We start from the raw sequence: 16474 nt of genomic DNA on the forward strand, positions 1-16474 counted from the left end.
GCGTCCAGGCTTCCTCTGTTACAGCAGCGGTTGCCCCGGTGGGGCTGCCAGCGCTGCATCACGCCAAAGGTTGAGGAGGGGCAATGAAGACGCAAAGCACGCTAGCGCCTGAAAAAGCAGGCCAGGCAAAGGGCCAAGGTGAAGTAGAGCGGGACAACGATGCCCGTCGGCCAGACGGCTCAAGCGGTACGGCGCATGATTCCACCGCGCAGCAAACCGCGCGAGGCAAGGGGCCGCACTCGTCCGAGCACGCCGACGCCGAGGATGACCTGGGCTTTGACCCGGACTCACCGGATCTGGACGACCCGCAGGTTGATCCCCAAGGGCCGGCCAAGCCGCCCAGGGATGTGGAGAAAAAGGCAACATGATCGAGGCCGTGAGCGCGGATGTGCTGGGTGATGTTCAGCGCACCCGCTCACGGCTTTGTACCGAAAGCTCCAGGGCTTTTTGCATGTCCAGCCGCGCAGAACGCCCCACGTCCCGGTCATGCAACTGAAAGTTGCGCTCGGAGGGCAGGATCGGTGCGGTGAGGTCTTCGGCGTCCTCTCGCTCGAAGTCGTGATTGCCGCCAATGGTCATGGCGCTACGGCGCAGCAGCATGCGTAGCTGCTCGGGCTGCAGCTGCGGGTTGATCGACAGCATCGCGGCCACAAGGCCGGTGACCATCGGGGTGGCATAGGACGTGCCGCAATGCACCGCGCCGGGCTGGCCTGCCTGGCGGGTCGAGGCGTGGGCGCAGGCTGCGGCGGTGATGTCGACGCGCATGTCTACATTCGAGGTGCTGCGCTTGACGGCGTAGTTCGGTGACTCGACAGGGGCAGAAGCCTGCCCGCTACGTTGATGGCCGCCCACCACGAGCAGTTGTTCGGTGATGAAGGAGGAGGGCAGGCGATACTCGTCGGTGCCCGAGAACGAGGCGCCGTTGCCGGCCGAGTTGACCACGACCACATCCGGATGGGCTTTGCGCAGCCAGAGAAAGAACTCCTCGAGCAGCTCTTCATAGCCGCCCATGGCAATCCCGGAGCGCAGCAGGGAATCCACCTCATCGCCTTGCACGTTGCGCGCACCGACGCGGTGAATGCCCCAGCTCCAGTTGAGTACGCGCACGCCGTCCTCGACCAGGTTCACCGATGCGGCGATGTTGGCGGTGATACCGGCATCGGAGTTGCGTTCGACAATCACCTCGAAACCACCTGCCGCCTTGTCCAGCCCCCGCAGGAAGCCGGTGTTGCCCCCGTCATCCCAGCCGGCGGCGAGAATGCCGGCGACGGTTGTGCCGTGGTTGTCCGGCTTGCTGGCATCCTGGGCATACACGCAAGTGCGGTGCCCCTCGCAGGCGCCCAGGTAATCGGCAAAATCTGCGGTATCGAAGTCGACATTGCGTTCGATCACCCCGACCCGAACCGGAGTGGGCAGCACCGGCACCTGGCGGCCCGGGATGCGCCGCTGGTAGTAGTGCACCGCATCGAGGAAGCGGTTGGCAGCCCATTCGTCCGAGCCTTGCGCAGGCTTGCTGGCCCCCGGCGCCTTGGGGGCGGCGTGTTCTGCCTCTTCGGCTGCCGATTCCTCCACCACCACCGCGTCCACGCTGGTTTCACCGCCCAGCCGTAACACCAGCGCGTCACGCTGCACCAGGTCCTGGGCGGGCAGGCGCAACTGATACAGGTTCAGAGGAGCGATGCTGCCCACCACCTTGGCCCCGTATTTGCGCGCCAAACGTTCGGCTTCCTGGCGGCCGTCGTGGTCCTCTTCTATCAGCACGCTGACCAGATCGACATAGGTGGTCAGGCCATCCATGTTCCTGGCCACTTCCTTGGGCCCTGCGGCCAGCACATGGTTGTTGCGCAGGGTAAGCCAGGCGGCATTGCTGGCACGCGGGCCGTCCTGCAACCACAGCGGGCCGCTTTGCACGGCCGTGCCGTCCAGTTGCAGGCGCAAGGTATCCCCCTGGCGCTGGACACGCTCCGGGGCCACTGCTTGGCCGCTGAGCAGCAGTTGCGGTGTGGCCTGGCCAAGCCCCTGCACGCGCAGGCACCAGGTTTGCTGCTGGCTGTTCAGCAAGTCGCCGCAGCGTTTGAGCTGTTGCAGGCGCAACGGCTGCTCGGCGAACGCAGCGGTGCTGACAGCCAGCGCCAGGGCAAGGGCAATGCGTGTACGGCCCATGGCTTACTCCATGGCCTCGGCCACGCCCTGATCCTCACCCAGGAAACCACCGCTCTGGTGCTGCCACAGCCTGGCATAGGTGCCGTTCCTGGCGAGCAGTTCGCTGTGGGTTCCCTGTTCTATGATGCGCCCCTCGTCCATGACGATAAGCCGGTCCATGGCGGCGATCGTCGACAGCCGGTGGGCGATGGCGATGACCGTCTTGCCCTCCATCATTTCATTGAGGCTTTCCTGGATGGCGACCTCGACTTCCGAATCCAGCGCGCTGGTGGCTTCATCGAGCAGCAGGATCGGGGCGTTCTTGAGCATGACCCGGGCGATGGCGATGCGTTGGCGCTGCCCGCCTGAAAGCTTGATGCCGCGTTCACCCACCAAGGTGTCATAGCCGCTGTGGCCTTGCCGGTCGCTGAGCTGCTCGATGAATGCGTCGGCCTGGGCGTTGGCTGCGGCGCGGCGTATCTGTTGCTCGGTCGCATCGGGGCGGCCGTAGGCGATGTTGTCGCGGATGGAACGGTGCAGCAGGGAGGTGTCCTGGGTGACCATGCCGATGGCGCTGCGCAGGCTGTCCTGGGTGACCTTGGCAATGTTCTGCCCATCGATACGGATTTCGCCGCTGTCGACGTCGTAAAAACGCAGCAGCAGGTTGATCAGCGTGGACTTGCCCGCACCGGAACGGCCCACCAGGCCGACCTTTTCGCCTGGGCGAATGTGCAGCGTCAGGCCATCGAGCACCTGACGTTCGCCGTTGTAGTTGAAGCTGACATTGTCGAAGTCCACCGCACCACCAGTGGTCTTGAGCACCCCGGCGTTCGGTGCATCCTGCACCTTCGGGCCGCGCGTGAGGGTTTCCATGCCATCCTGCACGGTGCCGATGTTCTCGAACAACGAAGTCATCTGCCACATGATCCAGTGCGACATGCCGTTGACCCGCAGTGCCATGGCGGTAATCGCCGCAACGGCGCCCGTGCCCACTTCGCCCTGGTGCCAGAGCCACAGGGCATAGCCGCCAGCGCCAGCGATCAGGCCGACCACCAGCGCCTGGTTGACGATCTCGAACTGGCTGACCAGGCGCATCTGGCGAAAACCGGTGAGCTTGAAGTCTTCCATGGCCGCCCGCGCAAAGTGCGCTTCACGCTTGGAGTGCGAGAACAGCTTCACCGTAGTGATGTTGGTGTAGGCGTCCGACACTCGCCCGGTCATCGACGAACGCGCGTGGGCCTGCTCCTGCCCCACTTGCCCCAGGCGCGGTACGAAGTACAGCATGGCCAGCCCGAACAGCGCGACCCAGGCAATGAAAGGCAGCATAAGCTTGAGGTCGAAGCCGCCGGCCAGGGCGATGATCGCGATGAAATACACGCCGATGCCCGGTGCGATCTCGATGATGGTGAACAACACCTCGCGCACCGCCAGGGCCGTCTGCATCACTTTGGTGGTGACCCGGCCGGAGAACTCGTCAGAGAAGAACGAAAGGCTCTGACGCAGCATCAGCCGGTGGAAGTCCCAACGCAGCCGCAGCGGCAGGTTGATTGCCAGTACCTGGTGCTGCACCATCGTGCGCAGCGCCACCAGGCCTATGCTGGTCAGCAATACGATGGCGATGCCCCACAACACCCGGGTTTCCTGCCCATCGGCTGCGCCGCCCGCCTGCCAGGCCGAAAGCAGGTCGACGACCTGCCCCAGGAAGGAAAACAGCCAGGCTTCATAGATCGACACCCCGGCGCTGAGCAGCGCAAGGGCGAGCACATAGCCGCGAGCCCCCCGCGTGCAGGCCCACAGGAAGCGCAACAGGCCAACCGGGGGTGGTGGAGCCTCGTCGGGTGGGAAAGGGTCGAGCCGTCGTTCAAAGGCGCGCAGCATAAAGTCTCCGAATGGGTCAGGTATCGCTCACTTGCGACAGGGGCCTGGCCACGTGTTCAAGTGGCCGTCGTTCTGCCGCCACGCCCCACAGCGCCTGGGCCAGTGCCGCGATGATCATCAACGCCGCGCCGATCAGGTAGCCGTACAGGACATTCAGGCGCTCGCCGGTCTCGATCAGCGCGCCGAACAAGGTCGGGCCGATCAGGCCGCCAAGCCCTGTGCCGAATGCATAGAATACGGCAATGGCCAGCGCGCGGATTTCCAGCGGGAAGGTTTCTGCCACTGTGAGGTAGGCCGAACTGGCGGCTGCCGAGGCAAAAAAGAAAATCACCATCCAGGCAATGGTCTGCTCGGTCACATCGATCAGTTGCTGCTGAAACAGGTAACCGCTGATGGCCAGCAATACCCCGGAAAGCAGGTAGGTCGAGCTGATCATGATGCGCCGCCCGACCACGTCGAACAGCCGGCCTAGCAGCAACGGCCCGCAGAAATTGCCCAAGGCGAACGGCAGGATGTACCAGCCTACCTGGGCAGGCGGCACGTTGTAGAAGTCGGTCAGCACCAGTGCATAGGTGAAAAAGATCGCGTTGTAGAAAAAGGCCTGGGCGCTCAGCAGTGTCAGCCCGACCAGTGCCCGCCGCCGGTGCACCACGAAGAGGCTTTGGAACACCTCGCGCAGTGGCGTGTGATCGCGTGCGCGCAGGCGCAGGGCCGGGCTTTGCAGCGGGGGGATGGGGATGCCGCGCTGGTGGTAATGGCGCTCGATGGCGGCGACGATGCGCTCGGCCTCTTCCGGCTGATTGTGAATCATCAACCAGCGTGGGCTTTCCGGTATCCACAGGCGCATCAGCAGGATCAGCAAGCCGAGTGCCGCGCCAATGCCGAAACACAGCCGCCAGCCCAGTTCGCCGCCCAGCACCGCTGGGTCGAGCAAAACCACTGCGCCCACTGCACCCAACGCTGCACCGATCCAGAACGTACCGTTTATGGTCAGGTCGACCCAGCCGCGGTAGCGCGCCGGGGTGAATTCCTGGATGGTCGAATTGATGGCGGTGTACTCCCCGCCGATGCCGGCCCCGGTGAGCAAGCGAAACAGCAGAAAGCTCCACAGGTCCCAGGCGAACGCCGTGGCAGCCGTTGCGCCGATGTACAGCAACAGCGTGATGAAGAACAGCTTGCGCCGCCCCAGGCGGTCGGTGAGCCAGCCGAACAGCAATGCACCCAGTACGGCCCCGGCGATGTAGGCTGCGCCTGCCAGGCCGATCTGGATATTGGTCATTGCCAGCGTCGGGCTGGCCTTGAGGGCGCCCGACACCGAGCCGGCCAAAGTCACCTCAAGGCCGTCGAGCAGCCAGGTGATGCCCAGCGCCATGACCAGCAAGGTGTGAAAACGCGTCCACGGCAGCCGGTCGAGGCGGGCCGGAATGTCGGTGTTGTAGAAGCGCTCCTGCGCAGAGGCGCCGGCTGGTTGTTGCATGGCGTGGGTCGTCATGGCAAGTCCTTTTGGCTGACGGGGGCAGGGCTCTTCGGTCAGCGTCTTTCAGAAGAGCCCATAGGCGGATAAAAGTTTGATTCGCTTCGCTCGGCGCAGGCCCTCTGCCCAGTTTGGCATGCCACGGTGAACATTCACGGTCCCACGCCCTCAAAATCACAGGGTCTCAAGGTTGTGCCTGCAGCCCGGAATTCCAACCACAGAGGAGTCAATGTCATGCCACGTGGAGACAAGGACAAATACACCGAAAAGCAAAAGCGCAAGGCTGAGCACATAGAAGAAAGCTATGAGCATAAGGGGGTCTCCAAGGATGAGGCCGAGGCTCGCGCATGGGCTACCGTCAACAAGCAGTCCGGAGGTGGCGAGAAAGCTGGGGGCTCAGGCAAGAAGACCACGCCCGGCGAAAAGAGCAACGCGCGTTCTGATTCCGCCAGGCGTGCTGCCAAAACCCGTCAGGGCCATGCCCGCGCATCAGGCTCGTCCCTGCAGACCCAGACCAAGGAAAGCCTGATGAAGGAGGCCCGCAGCAAGGACATCAAGGGCCGCTCCAGCATGACCAAGGCCCAATTGGTCGAAGCCCTGCGCAGGCACGGTTGAAAGCGGCCAGAGCCCAAGTGCCGCTCAGGCCTCCTTGAAGCCCCGCCCCTCGATGCCCTGGCCCAGGGCGTCGGCCCCTTGCGGCAGCGCCGTGACCTTGATCGCCCGCACCGGTACCGCGAATTTTGCGCCGATTCTGGAGAACCGTTCGAGCAGGCGGAAGTTGATGGCCTGCTGGATGTCCATGTAGAGGTTGTAGCCTGGGTCCTTGACGATGTAGACGCATTCGAACTCCAGCGCCTCCTTGCCGAAACCGCGCAAGTGGGCGCGGTCGAAACGCGCCTGCTCTTGTGCCTTGATCGCTTCCTCGACAATGGCCGGGGCTTTTTTCACGGCCTCGGTCGGGGTGTCGTAAGACAGGCCGAACTCAAAGACGATGCGCCGCTCCTGCAGGCGCTTGTAGTTCTGGATGGTGCTGCTGATCATGCTGGCGTTGGCCATGACGATCTGCTCACCGCCCAGGCTGCGGATGCGCGTGGTCTTCAGCCCGACCTGTTCGACGGTGCCGGCCAGTGCGCCGATGACGATGAAGTCGCCCACCTCGAACGGCTTGTCCACGGCAATCGCCAGCGAGGCGAACAGGTCGCCGAGGATGTTCTGCACGGCAAGCGCAACGGCAATGCCGCCCACGCCCAGGCTTGCGACGAAGGCGGTGATGTTCACGCCCAGGTTCGACAGCATGGCCAGCAGTACCACCGACCACAGCAGCACCCGTGCGCCCCACCCTGCCAGGGTGGCCAGGGCGCTGCCCTGGTTCAGGCCAGCGGTGCTGTGCCGGGCGAAGTAACGGTTAAGGCCCAGGCCGATGGCACGGTTGACCCACAAGCCGATCTGCAGCGCCGCCACCACGAACCAGAGGCTGCCCACCCGGCTCAGCCAGCGCTCGGGCAGGTCGAGCATGCTCAGGCCTACCAGAACAGAGGCAAGGAAGAGCAGGAAGTTGCTGGTGCCGGACAGCACTTTGGCCATTACCTGGCTCAGTGCGCCGTCATGCTCGGACCAGCGTTGCACCCGCCTGAGCAAAAAACTGATGGCCGCCCGGGTGGCCAGGAAGGTCAGGGCGGCGACAGCCAGTGCCAGCAGCAGGTTGAGGATGGAAATACCGAACACGGTGGTGTCGGTGAAAAATTCGATGATGCGATCGTTCATGAGCGATTGGCCTCCTGGTTGCCCTTGAGTGAATTCGCACGTGCAGTTCATGGGACGCCGACAGGGCGTGAGAGGTCGATCGGATTTTGGGTTTTTCTCGGCCTTTGCATGCCTTGAGCGCTTCGACGCCCTTGAGAGCGAGCGCCGCGCGGGCGGCGCTCGCTCTCAAGGGCGTCTGCATATCACGACGAACCAGGCCTCACTGCGCCGCGTACATCACCGGATCCTGCTCCTGCTGCAACTGCCTGAAATTCCCTGCAATGGCCTCGATCAGCGCCGCGTCGCCAACCGGGTCCAACCCCGGGTAAGGCTTGCCGTTGTAATCGCCCTTGTGGGTAAGCACAGCCTCGACGCTTTCGCCATTGTCCTGGTAAAGCCGCTTGATGGTCTGCGCTTCCAGGTCCTTGCTGTCTTTGCAGCGCAACGCATAGTGAATGCCAAGTGCAGCCCCGAAAGCCAGGCCGGGGGTTTCGATGCCGTGCTTGTGGGCAAGGTCGATGCTGCTCAGGATGCGCTCGTTGCGCTGAAGCTTGCGCAGGGGGTCGCGCCCCACACGGGCGCAAGGGTCTTTGAACGACGTTTTGCAGCGCTCCAGGAAGGTGCTGGCAAAATCGCGCACCGCCTCTGCCATGTCGGCATTCTCAGCCACCAGCGCTGGCGCGACTTCCTGGCCGATCAGGCGCTCGGCCAGTTCGCTGACCCGATCGTCGCCCATGGCCTGGCCAACCCAGTCATAGCCCAGCAGGCTTGCATACCAGGCAATGATGGCGTGAGGGCCGTTCCACAAGCGGTTCTTGATGACCTGGATCTGGGCGATGTCGGCGACCGTTTTCACCTGGCGCAGACGCTCCAGCAGGTCACTGCCGCGCTCCACATACAACGGCATGTCCGGCTCGCTGTTGAACAGGATCAGGTGCAGCTGGCTCATCGCGTTGCTGGACTGCGCGAAAGGCCGGAATCGACAGATCAGGCGCTCGTATTCAGGTACCGGCGCGGATGGTTTGCTGGCCGGTGCAGGCTCGTCGTCGAGGCTGTTCTGGAACATTTGCGACTTGATGCGCAACTGGCGGACCAACGCCTCGTTGCTGAGCTTGGACACGATGCGGCTGACCACCGTTTCAGCGAAATGGGTCTTTTGCAGGATCTGTTGAGTGATGTCCGGCGTGCAAAGCAATTCCAGCTCCGCCTGCACGTGCAGGCGCACGAACGCGGCGCCACCGATCTTGTTCAGCACGATCAGGATGGTCAGGTCACGGCCCCGGCGCTCGAAGCGTCGCAGCAAGCCTTGGGCAATCACCTTGGCCTGTTTGCGGATGGCCTGCTCCGGCAGGCTCAGGCCGATGATTTCTGCCGCGTTGTACATGTCGATCACCGCCTCGGCATCGTCCATGTCGATCATGCGCACATTTTCGATGGTCTGGTCGAACGAGGTGGCGCCGTAACGCACGCTGTAACGGCCAAACGCAGAAACGGTCTCGCGCAGCATGCGCGAACGGGTGGCGGCGATGATTTCACATGGCCGGGTGTAGCCGTCCCAATGGGAAAACACCTGGGTCAGGTAACCGCCGCCGATGGCGCCGAACCCGTGAATGCCGACACGGAACTGGTTCAGCGACGCTGGAAAGGGCTCTTCAAGCTGCGGCATGCCCAGGTCAGGCACGCACTCGCTCAAGTCGGCGAGGAATTCATTCATGCTGCGGTAGGCTTTCAGCGCGCCCGCTTTGACTTCAGCGGCCGGCGGCTTGATGTCTTCGATCAGGATCGCCTGGCCTTCGGCGCGGATGGCCGAAAGCATGCCGTTTTCCGAGTCTTCGACCATGAAGCACTGGCTCGGCTCGCAATTGAGTGCGGTGGCGGCGCGCAGGAAGATTTCGGGGTGGGGTTTGCCTTGGCTGACTTCGTCGCCACACACGGTGATGTCGAAATACTTGAGCACATTGGCATTGATCAGGTACTCCTCGGCGATGGCGCGGCGGCTGGAGGTGGCGACCGCCATGGTCAGGCCAGACTTGCGTAGCCGTTCCAGCACTTCCAGCAAGCCGGCCTTGATCGGTACGCCGTGATTGCGTACGTACTCCAGCTCAAGCTCATCGGCGCGCTGGCGGATCTGGGCGTACGGGAAGTCGTCACCGTTGTGGGCCTTGGCGAGGGCCTCGGCCTTTTTCGCGCTCAGGCCCAGCGAGCCGATCAATGTTTGCTCGCTCAGCGCCTTGCCGGCAATTTCCAGCGACGCTTGTTTCAACGTCTTGAAGCGCAGGCGCTCGGTATCGAACATGGTGCCATCCATATCGAAGATGGCGCTGAAAATGCGTTTGCCCTGAAAAAAGATCATTCGGTATTGCCCCTTGGTGAATCGTGATTCATCTCGGCTTGCAGACGGGTACAAGCGAGCATTGCGAAAAAAACCGCTGCTTGAGCTGTCAGGTAGGGGGCATGCGATCGACAGGGCCGCGCACCGGCGCGACGTAGAAATAAGGGGGGACAGAGCGGGGAGTGCAGAGGATGTCTGCGAGCTTCGAGGCAGCTCGGGCGCCTTGTTTGACTTCACGCCCACTGGCTGCAGATCGGTTTGCAGACAGTGAGCGCAAATAGCGATGGATACGTGTGATTCCTGGCATGGGGGTACTTCGCTTCCTTTGTTTGTAACTGGGATTCCTTTTTTACCCTTGCACGGATGCGCAGTGACATGCAACCGGCAAGGGCCCAGTAGGGAACCATGCACGGTTCGTTCTCTACCTGTTCAGCGCTGCTTGCTCCCTGAGCACCTGCATCTGCTGGCGATAATCCGCGGTGACCTGGCGCGCCTGTTCGGGGTTGTTCACGACCCTTGGCGTGATCAGCACGATCAACTCGGTACGGTCACGGCTCTTGGAGGTGCTGCCGAACAGCCAGCCCAGCCCGGGTATGCTCGACAGGCCCGGCACACGGGTATCGGATTGGCCGTTGTCCTGCTTGATCAGGCCCCCCAGCAGTACCGTCTGGCCGCTTTGCACCGCCACTTGGGTCGATACCGCACGGCTGGAAATGCGCGGGTTGGGCTGGGTGGTGGTGACGGCGCTGTCGTCGGCGTCGCTCACTTGCTGCTGGATGTCCATGTACACCAGGCCACCGGGGTTGATCCGGGGCACGACATCGAGAATGACACCGGTCTGCACGTATTCGACACTGCTCAGGGTGGTATCGGAGTCGCTGGTGTTGACGGTGGTCTGGCTGATGGGAATGTTGTCGCCGACCTGGATCTGCGCCTGCTGGTTGTTCAGCACCACCAGCGAGGGGGCCGAAAGCACCTGGGTCAGGCCGCGTGTTTCCAGCGCGCGCAGGGCCACCTGCAGGTTGCTGCTGACGAAGGAGTAGAACATCGAGGCGCTGCCCAGCGCGACGCCACCGGCACCCAGTGCACCTTGGCTGCCGCTTTCGTTGGCGACGGTGGTGCTGGACGAATTGCCCGCCAGGCGGCCCAGGTACCACTGCACGCCCAGGTCCAGATCGCCGGTGAGCTTGACTTCGAGGATGCGTGTTTCGATCTGCACCTGCAGCGGCGGGCTGTCCAGGCGCTTGATGGCCGATTCGATCTCTTTCCACTGGGCTGGCCGCGTGCGTACCAGCAGCTGGTTGCTGCTTTTCTGCGCGGTGATGCGCACCGACTCTTCAAGGCTCTTGACCGAGCCGTCGGCCGGCTCGGCGCTGCTGGCCTGGGTTTGCTCAGTGTCCTCGTAGTCATCCTCCGATGGCTCCTGGCCGATACTGGCCCGGGTGCTCATGCCAGTGCCGCCCAGGCCTTGGGCCGACTGGCCGCCGGTGCCGTTGAGCGAGGTCAGGCTGGTGGTCTTGAGCCCTGGCGCGACGCTGGCCGCCTTGTCGTCGGTTATCTGCCCCGAGCCATAGATCTGGCGCAGATAACGGGCAAGGTCAGTTGCTTTCATGTTGCGTACGTCGTACACGAACAGCTGTGGCTCGTTGCCACCGCCTTCATCGATGGTGCGGATCCAGTCGCCGACTTCCTGCAAGTACTCCGGTTGCGCAGAGATGGCGACGATCGAGTTGGTGCGTTCGTTGGGCATGAACCTGACCATCTCCGACAAAGGCATGCCGCTGTCGGGCCCGAACAGTTTTTGCAGCTGCGGCATGAGCTCGGCCACCGAGGCGCGTTGCAGGCCGTAAACGCCAATCGACATGCCCTTGAGCCAGTCGACGTCGAAGGTGTCGATGGTGTCCTGGTAGTTGGCCAGTTCATCGGGGGTGCCCGCCAGGCTGATCACGTTGCGAGCCGGGTCGACCAGCAGGAAGGCATTTTCACGCACGAAGGGCTTGAGCAGCTTCTGCATCTCGCTGGCACCGATGTAGCGCAGCGGGTAGAGCCGGGCGGCGAGGCCCGTGGCAGGCTGGGCGACCGGCACCTGTGGCACCAGTTTGCCGGCGACGGCCTTGTCGGCCGGCAGGATCACATAGCGCTCGCCCTGGCGGATCATGGCATTGTCGGTCCACGACAGCAGCGTTTCCAGAATCGACAGTGCCTGCTGCTTGGTGACCGGCTTGGAGGTGGAGAAACTGACGCTGCCTTTGACACCTTGGCTGATGCTGTAGTTTTCATGCAGCAGGTCGCCCATGACGCTGTTGATCACCGCCTCGATGGGCTGGTCGGTGAAGTTGAACACGATATCGCCTTGCTCATCCTTCGCGGCGGGGGGCGTTGCCGAGGCCTTGCGGATGAAACGCTGGTTGCCGGTGATGATCTGCCGGCCAGGCGCGGTGCGCGGGGCCGTAGCAGCGGGCGGGGCAGCGGGCTCAAGGCTGGTGACCACAGGTGCTCGGGCGTCGGCGCCGTTGAAGGCTTGCTGCAGCAGCGCCGGGTCGGTGTGCAGGTCACGTTGCGTGGTGGCGCAACCGGCCAGGGCGACGGCGACACTCAGGCCGAGCAATGGCGCACGCAGAGTAGGGAATGGGTGGCGTGAAGGAGCTTGCATGGTCATGGGGTTTCAATACGCGGAAGAGTGATGGCGGAGGCCTTGGACGGCGGCGGCAGGCGCAGCAGTGGCATGCTCAGGGTGTGCTGTTGCCCGGCACGGGTGAAGGTTGCGCTCAGCGCGGTCAGCCGGGTGAGGGTCCAGCCGCTTGCCAGCGTGCTGCCCAGCGCAACCTTGCTGGCTGGTTTGCGGCCTTCGCGCAGGTAGGCCCAGCGCGACTGCCCGTCGAGCACCACGCCGGTCAGCGTCAGGTTGGCCAATGCAGGGCTGTGCTGGCCTTGCTGTTGTGGGTCGGGCTGACGGTCAACGCTGAAGATCGGGTGCGCCCAGGTGGCGGCACGCACTGGCTGGGCAAGCTCGGCCAGTGGCGCGGGTGGCTGGTGGGTGGGCGTTGCTGACGGCTTTTGCGCCGGCAGCCACTGTGGTGGGTTTGGCGCGACAAGCATCCAGGCGACCACGGCGAGGGCACTGACATTGGCAGCCAGCAGCACCAGATGAGCGGCACGCATCATGAGTCGCTTCCTTCTGCTGGCTGCGCGTGCAGGTAACCGCGTATCAGCAGGTGGACTTCCAGGCGCCCGGCAGGCCCCTTGGCTGGCGCCGCAGCACTGCGGCGTATGCTCAGCTGGTCGATGAACAGGCTGGGCTGGCCGTACTCCAGTGCATGCAGCAGGGCCGCCAGCGGTTCGATGGCGCAGGCCAGCGTCAGGCTGACCTTGACCGGGCGATAAGGCTCGGCCTGGTCCTGCTCGGCGGGGGCGATGGGCATGCGCTGGGTGATGTCGCAGCCGGGACCGACGTGCGCCTGCGCCTTCACCTGATCGACGGCACGCTGCATCAGGTCGGCGGCAACGGCGTTGGGGTCTTCGCCCGGCAGCAGGCTGTTGCGCTGGGCGGGGTCGTTGCGGCTGCGCTGCAACTGGGCCTGCAGTTCAGGTTGCTGGAGCATGAGGCTGGCATAGCGCCGTTGCTGCTCGCGCAACGTCTGGGCTTGCGCGTCCAGGCTGCGCAGGGGGGCAAGCCACAGGCATTCGAACACCAGGTACCAGGCCAGCCAAAGCAACAGCGCAAGCACGCCCAAGGCGCAGAACTTGCGTTCCCTGCTAGTGAGCGGGCGCATGCGGCACCTCCTGGCTGAGCTGGGCGGTGATGGAAAAGCGCTCGCGGCCCGTGGTTTTGTCGGCCTGGATGATGCCTTTGAACTGCGCGTGCTCAAGCGTGGTGCAGGTCTTTACCTGCGCCAGCAAGGCACTGGTGCGTTCGCTTTGGCCAGTGAACGTCACCTGCGTGCCATCGCTCACTTCCAGCTGCTCTATCCAGGTGTCGTCGCCCACGCAGGCGGTGAGGTCGGCCAGCAGCGCGGTGACAGTGGGGCGTTGTGCCTTGAGGCTGGCCAGGTAGGTCGAGGCGCCCAGCGTGGTGTCCAGGGCCTGGCGCAAGTGCTGCACCTGCTGGGCGGCCTCGCGTTGTGCCGCCACTTCGCGCTGCATGGCCAGAACCTCGCCCTGGCGGCGCTCCAGCCATGCTGCGCCAAGCATTACGCAACAGGCTGCGCAGCCAAGCCACAGCCAGCGGCCCAGCTGGCCTGGGCGTGACCGCGTGCGGGCGCTTTCGGCCGGCAGCAAGTCGATCATCAGGCGTTCGCCCCGGGCGTCCAGTGCATCGATGCCGACCAGGTGCACACCCTGTTCGCCACAGGCAACCAGCAGGGTGTCCAGGGTACTGCGTGCGATGGCCACCAGTTCAACCTGGGCCTGTGGTGCGCGGCGCTGCGCCACGCGGGCGACAAAGTGGACCTGGTCGGCGGTATACGGCGTGTATCGATCGATTTCGTAGGCCAGCACCTGCATCAGGTTGCGCGTGGCGGCGACGGGCAGCTCGATGTGCTGCGTCAGCACGTGCGAGGCAGGCAGCAGCAGAACGGCAGGCTGACCGTGCTCGCAATCGGCAGGCAAAGGCCATGGCAGCACCTGCGGCGTATTACCGTTGCCAAGGCGCGCGGCGATCGCCTGCGGGAGCATGCCCAGCAGCTCGGCCCGCCATGCGCTGAGCCAGTGCCGGGCACGGCTGGCCCGCCAGCGTGCCTGGTAAAGCTGCTGTTGGCTGCCCCAGCGTGCCGCACAGTGTTTTGCCAGGCGGATCAATCCTGCCACCTCAATACCCGGTAAGGCTTGCCACCGGCGTAGGCCGGCAGCAGCACGAAGGTTGTCTTCAGGCGTGACTGAAAGCCGCCGGGCAAGGTGGCCTGGCTGGTGACGGTGAGGATCGGCCCGCCATCCGGCGCGGGCCCGTGATAGTGGGGCAGGCCCAGCACACTGGCCAGTGTGGGTGATGCCAGGCTGGGGTCGGGCTGGGCATTGCCCGACCAGACGGTGATGAAGGGCAGGGCACGGTCATAGACGGCGTAGCTCATGCCGGGCAGTTCGCGAAATTCTTCGAGCATTCGCAGGGGTACCTGGTTGCGCCTCGTCCTTAAAGCCTGAGTGATGATTTTCGAGCGTTCGGCGGTGGCGCCACTGGCACGCAGCAGTTTTGCCAGGCTCGTTGAAGGTGTTGCATTGAGGTCCAGTTTGCCCCGCTCGCTGACCACACTGATGTGCAGCGTACTGCCTGCAAAGTGGGCCTCGTGGACTTGGCCATCGGCGAGCCAGCGCGCCTCGCCGTCGCGCAGCAGGTTGGCCACGGCCAGGTTGAAGCCTGCCTGGGCGGCGAGCCCGGCCTGGGTCTGGTTGCCTTGCCAGCGGGCCTGGCGCTGCTGCAGTTGGACCGATACCGCCAAACCGCCGAGCAGCACGCTCAGCAAACCGACAACCCAGAGCACCAGCAACAGGGCCGCGCCGCGCTGGCGGCTCATGGCCGGCCACCGTCGCCGGACAGGTCAAGCAGCAGGTTGACCTGCAGCAGTGGCCAGGCCTGAGTGCCTTGCAGTTGCACCGCCACGCGCACTGCCTGGGGCAGGCGCTCGGGCCACGGCCACTGGGGCATCCAGCCGGTGGCTTTGCCCAGCGGGGAGTAGCCGCGGTAATTCAGGTGCAGCCCTTTGACCCCCTCCAGCAAGCGCTGGGGCTCGCCCCAGGCCTGCAGGCGTTGGCCTTGCAGCCTGGCCAACTGGATCTGCAGACGCCCTTGACGCAGTTGCAGGCGCTGGCGGTAGATCCCCCCGCCTACAGAGCTTGGCAGCGGGGCGAAAAACACCACTGTGTCGTTTTGCCCTTCGAACGTCGCGGTGTGGGCGCCCTGGCCGGTCGCTGCGGTCAATGGCAACACCTGGCCCAGCGCCTGGCGCAGGAACCGCTGGGTTGCACGCAGTTCATCGAGCCGGGCGCTGTAGCGCTCGACCTTTGCCACTGAGCGGTTGGCCGCCACCAGGGCGCTGCCGACCAGCCCCAGCAGCAACCCCAGCAGGCTGATGACCACCAGGATCTCCAGCAGGGTAAAGCCTGCCTGGCGTTTCATGTTTCACTGCCTGGCGCGCGTGCGCGCAGGGTGCTGTAGCGCCAGGTGTGCCCGCTCTCGCTCAGGGTAAGGTCCAGCCGGTACAGGTCAAGGCGTGTGGGCACTGCCTGCTCCAGGGTGACGTCCAGCACCCAGTCGATGCCCTGCCAGCTACCCCGTTGCTGGCCCACGGCAAGCGGGCCCAGGTCGAAGTCGTCCAGCAGCGAACGCGCCGCCGCATTGTGGCGGTCACTGCGCTCTACCTGCGCCAGTGAGCGGCTGCTCTGGGCGAATGCGCCCAGCAGGATGCTCGAGGCCACCACCAGCAGGGCAATTGCTGCCAGCATCTCCAGCAGGGTGAAACCGCGCTGACGGTTCATGGCAACTCCCGCACTTGCACACTGCCGGTGAGCCAGCTGACGTCGATGCGCCAACGCGCCTGGCCGCGGCTGATCAGGATGTTGCCGCCGCTGGCCGCGCCATCGGGGTAGAACTCAAAGCCCGCCCCCAGGCCGCGGGCCGTCTGCAGGCGCACGGTGAAGTCTTCGGGCCAGCCCTGGGGCGTGCGCCCGGGTGCCTGCACCTGCCTGCGCTGCAGGTCGAAGCTCGCGCGCACCGGTTGCCCGCTGGCGATGGCCTGCACGCGGGCGCTACGCAGCGCCGACACCATGTTTGCCAATGCACTGCGCTCATGGGCCACCAGCATGCCCCGGCCAATGCCAACGGCCAGGATCGACGTGGCAACGCCGACCAGGACGATGACGATCAGCAGTTCGAACAGGGTAAAACCGCGTTCGCGGGGCGGGCGCGCTGCCAT

General features: G+C 64.4%; 14 protein-coding genes and 1 pseudogene. 2 read left to right on the plus strand and 13 right to left on the minus strand.

The genetic code is table 11. The features are described from left to right. Window positions 1-227 precede the first annotated feature (227 nt). Window positions 228-368 (plus strand): annotated as a pseudogene (locus tag ACEWE8_RS06265) (DUF6021 family protein); the annotation flags it as partial. Between the two features lie 34 nt (window positions 369-402). On the opposite strand, the gene ACEWE8_RS06270 reads toward ACEWE8_RS06265, so the two are convergent. The 3 genes from ACEWE8_RS06270 to ACEWE8_RS06280 are packed head-to-tail and all read right to left on the minus strand — an operon-like array spanning window position 403 to window position 5512. After that, window positions 403-2163, minus strand: a complete 1761-nt coding sequence (locus tag ACEWE8_RS06270) for a S8/S53 family peptidase (RefSeq protein WP_046785536.1) — start codon at window positions 2161-2163, stop codon at window positions 403-405. A 3-nt stretch (window positions 2164-2166) separates the two neighbouring features. Then, on the minus strand, window positions 2167-4020 hold the full coding sequence (locus ACEWE8_RS06275; RefSeq protein WP_046785535.1) for an ABC transporter ATP-binding protein: 1854 nt from the start codon (window positions 4018-4020) through the stop codon (window positions 2167-2169). A 16-nt stretch (window positions 4021-4036) separates the two neighbouring features. After that, on the minus strand, window positions 4037-5512 hold the full coding sequence (locus ACEWE8_RS06280) for an MFS transporter (protein WP_189339947.1): 1476 nt from the start codon (window positions 5510-5512) through the stop codon (window positions 4037-4039). A 216-nt stretch (window positions 5513-5728) separates the two neighbouring features. Between ACEWE8_RS06280 and ACEWE8_RS06285 the strand changes: the two genes are divergently transcribed. Beyond that, window positions 5729-6109, plus strand: coding sequence for a hypothetical protein (locus tag ACEWE8_RS06285; protein WP_046785534.1), 381 nt, complete (start codon window positions 5729-5731; stop codon window positions 6107-6109). Between the two features lie 24 nt (window positions 6110-6133). Here ACEWE8_RS06285 and ACEWE8_RS06290 read toward each other — a convergent pair whose 3' ends face one another. From ACEWE8_RS06290 to ACEWE8_RS06335, 10 genes are all read right to left on the minus strand, one after another. Further along, window positions 6134-7258, minus strand: a complete 1125-nt coding sequence (locus tag ACEWE8_RS06290) for a mechanosensitive ion channel family protein (protein ID WP_046785533.1) — start codon at window positions 7256-7258, stop codon at window positions 6134-6136. Window positions 7259-7457: 199 nt separating this feature from the next. Further along, complete coding sequence (gene mtlD, locus ACEWE8_RS06295) at window positions 7458-9590, minus strand: bifunctional mannitol-1-phosphate dehydrogenase/phosphatase (RefSeq protein WP_046785532.1); 2133 nt, start codon at window positions 9588-9590, stop codon at window positions 7458-7460. 400 nt (window positions 9591-9990) lie between these two features. Beyond that, the gene (gene gspD, locus ACEWE8_RS06300) at window positions 9991-12228 is read right to left on the minus strand and encodes a type II secretion system secretin GspD (protein WP_080952089.1); all 2238 of its coding nucleotides are present in this window, start codon (window positions 12226-12228) and stop codon (window positions 9991-9993) included. After that, on the minus strand, window positions 12225-12734 hold the full coding sequence (locus tag ACEWE8_RS06305) for a type II secretion system protein N (RefSeq protein WP_046785531.1): 510 nt from the start codon (window positions 12732-12734) through the stop codon (window positions 12225-12227). The genes gspD and ACEWE8_RS06305 overlap by 4 nt, the downstream gene beginning before the upstream one ends. Continuing rightward, window positions 12731-13342: a type II secretion system protein GspM gene (gene gspM, locus ACEWE8_RS06310; RefSeq protein WP_046785530.1), complete on the minus strand. Its 612-nt coding sequence runs from the start codon at window positions 13340-13342 to the stop codon at window positions 12731-12733. The genes ACEWE8_RS06305 and gspM overlap by 4 nt, the downstream gene beginning before the upstream one ends. Next, on the minus strand, window positions 13326-14366 hold the full coding sequence (locus ACEWE8_RS06315) for a type II secretion system protein GspL (RefSeq protein ID WP_052750410.1): 1041 nt from the start codon (window positions 14364-14366) through the stop codon (window positions 13326-13328). The genes gspM and ACEWE8_RS06315 overlap by 17 nt, the downstream gene beginning before the upstream one ends. Then, on the minus strand, window positions 14363-15076 hold the full coding sequence (locus tag ACEWE8_RS06320; protein ID WP_046785529.1) for a type II secretion system protein GspK: 714 nt from the start codon (window positions 15074-15076) through the stop codon (window positions 14363-14365). The genes ACEWE8_RS06315 and ACEWE8_RS06320 overlap by 4 nt, the downstream gene beginning before the upstream one ends. Next, complete coding sequence (locus ACEWE8_RS06325; protein ID WP_046785528.1) at window positions 15073-15678, minus strand: prepilin-type N-terminal cleavage/methylation domain-containing protein; 606 nt, start codon at window positions 15676-15678, stop codon at window positions 15073-15075. Before ACEWE8_RS06325 ends, ACEWE8_RS06320 begins: the two co-directional genes overlap by 4 nt. After that, window positions 15675-16037: a type II secretion system protein gene (locus tag ACEWE8_RS06330; RefSeq protein WP_046785527.1), complete on the minus strand. Its 363-nt coding sequence runs from the start codon at window positions 16035-16037 to the stop codon at window positions 15675-15677. The genes ACEWE8_RS06325 and ACEWE8_RS06330 overlap by 4 nt, the downstream gene beginning before the upstream one ends. Then, window positions 16034-16474 carry a GspH/FimT family pseudopilin gene (locus ACEWE8_RS06335; RefSeq protein WP_046785526.1) on the minus strand — a complete coding sequence of 147 codons (441 nt, stop codon included), beginning with the start codon at window positions 16472-16474 and terminating at the stop codon, window positions 16034-16036. The genes ACEWE8_RS06330 and ACEWE8_RS06335 overlap by 4 nt, the downstream gene beginning before the upstream one ends.

Origin of the sequence: Pseudomonas sp. TR47 (genome assembly GCF_044143025.1) — a bacterium.
GTDB classification, from domain to species: domain Bacteria; phylum Pseudomonadota; class Gammaproteobacteria; order Pseudomonadales; family Pseudomonadaceae; genus Aquipseudomonas; species Aquipseudomonas putida_E.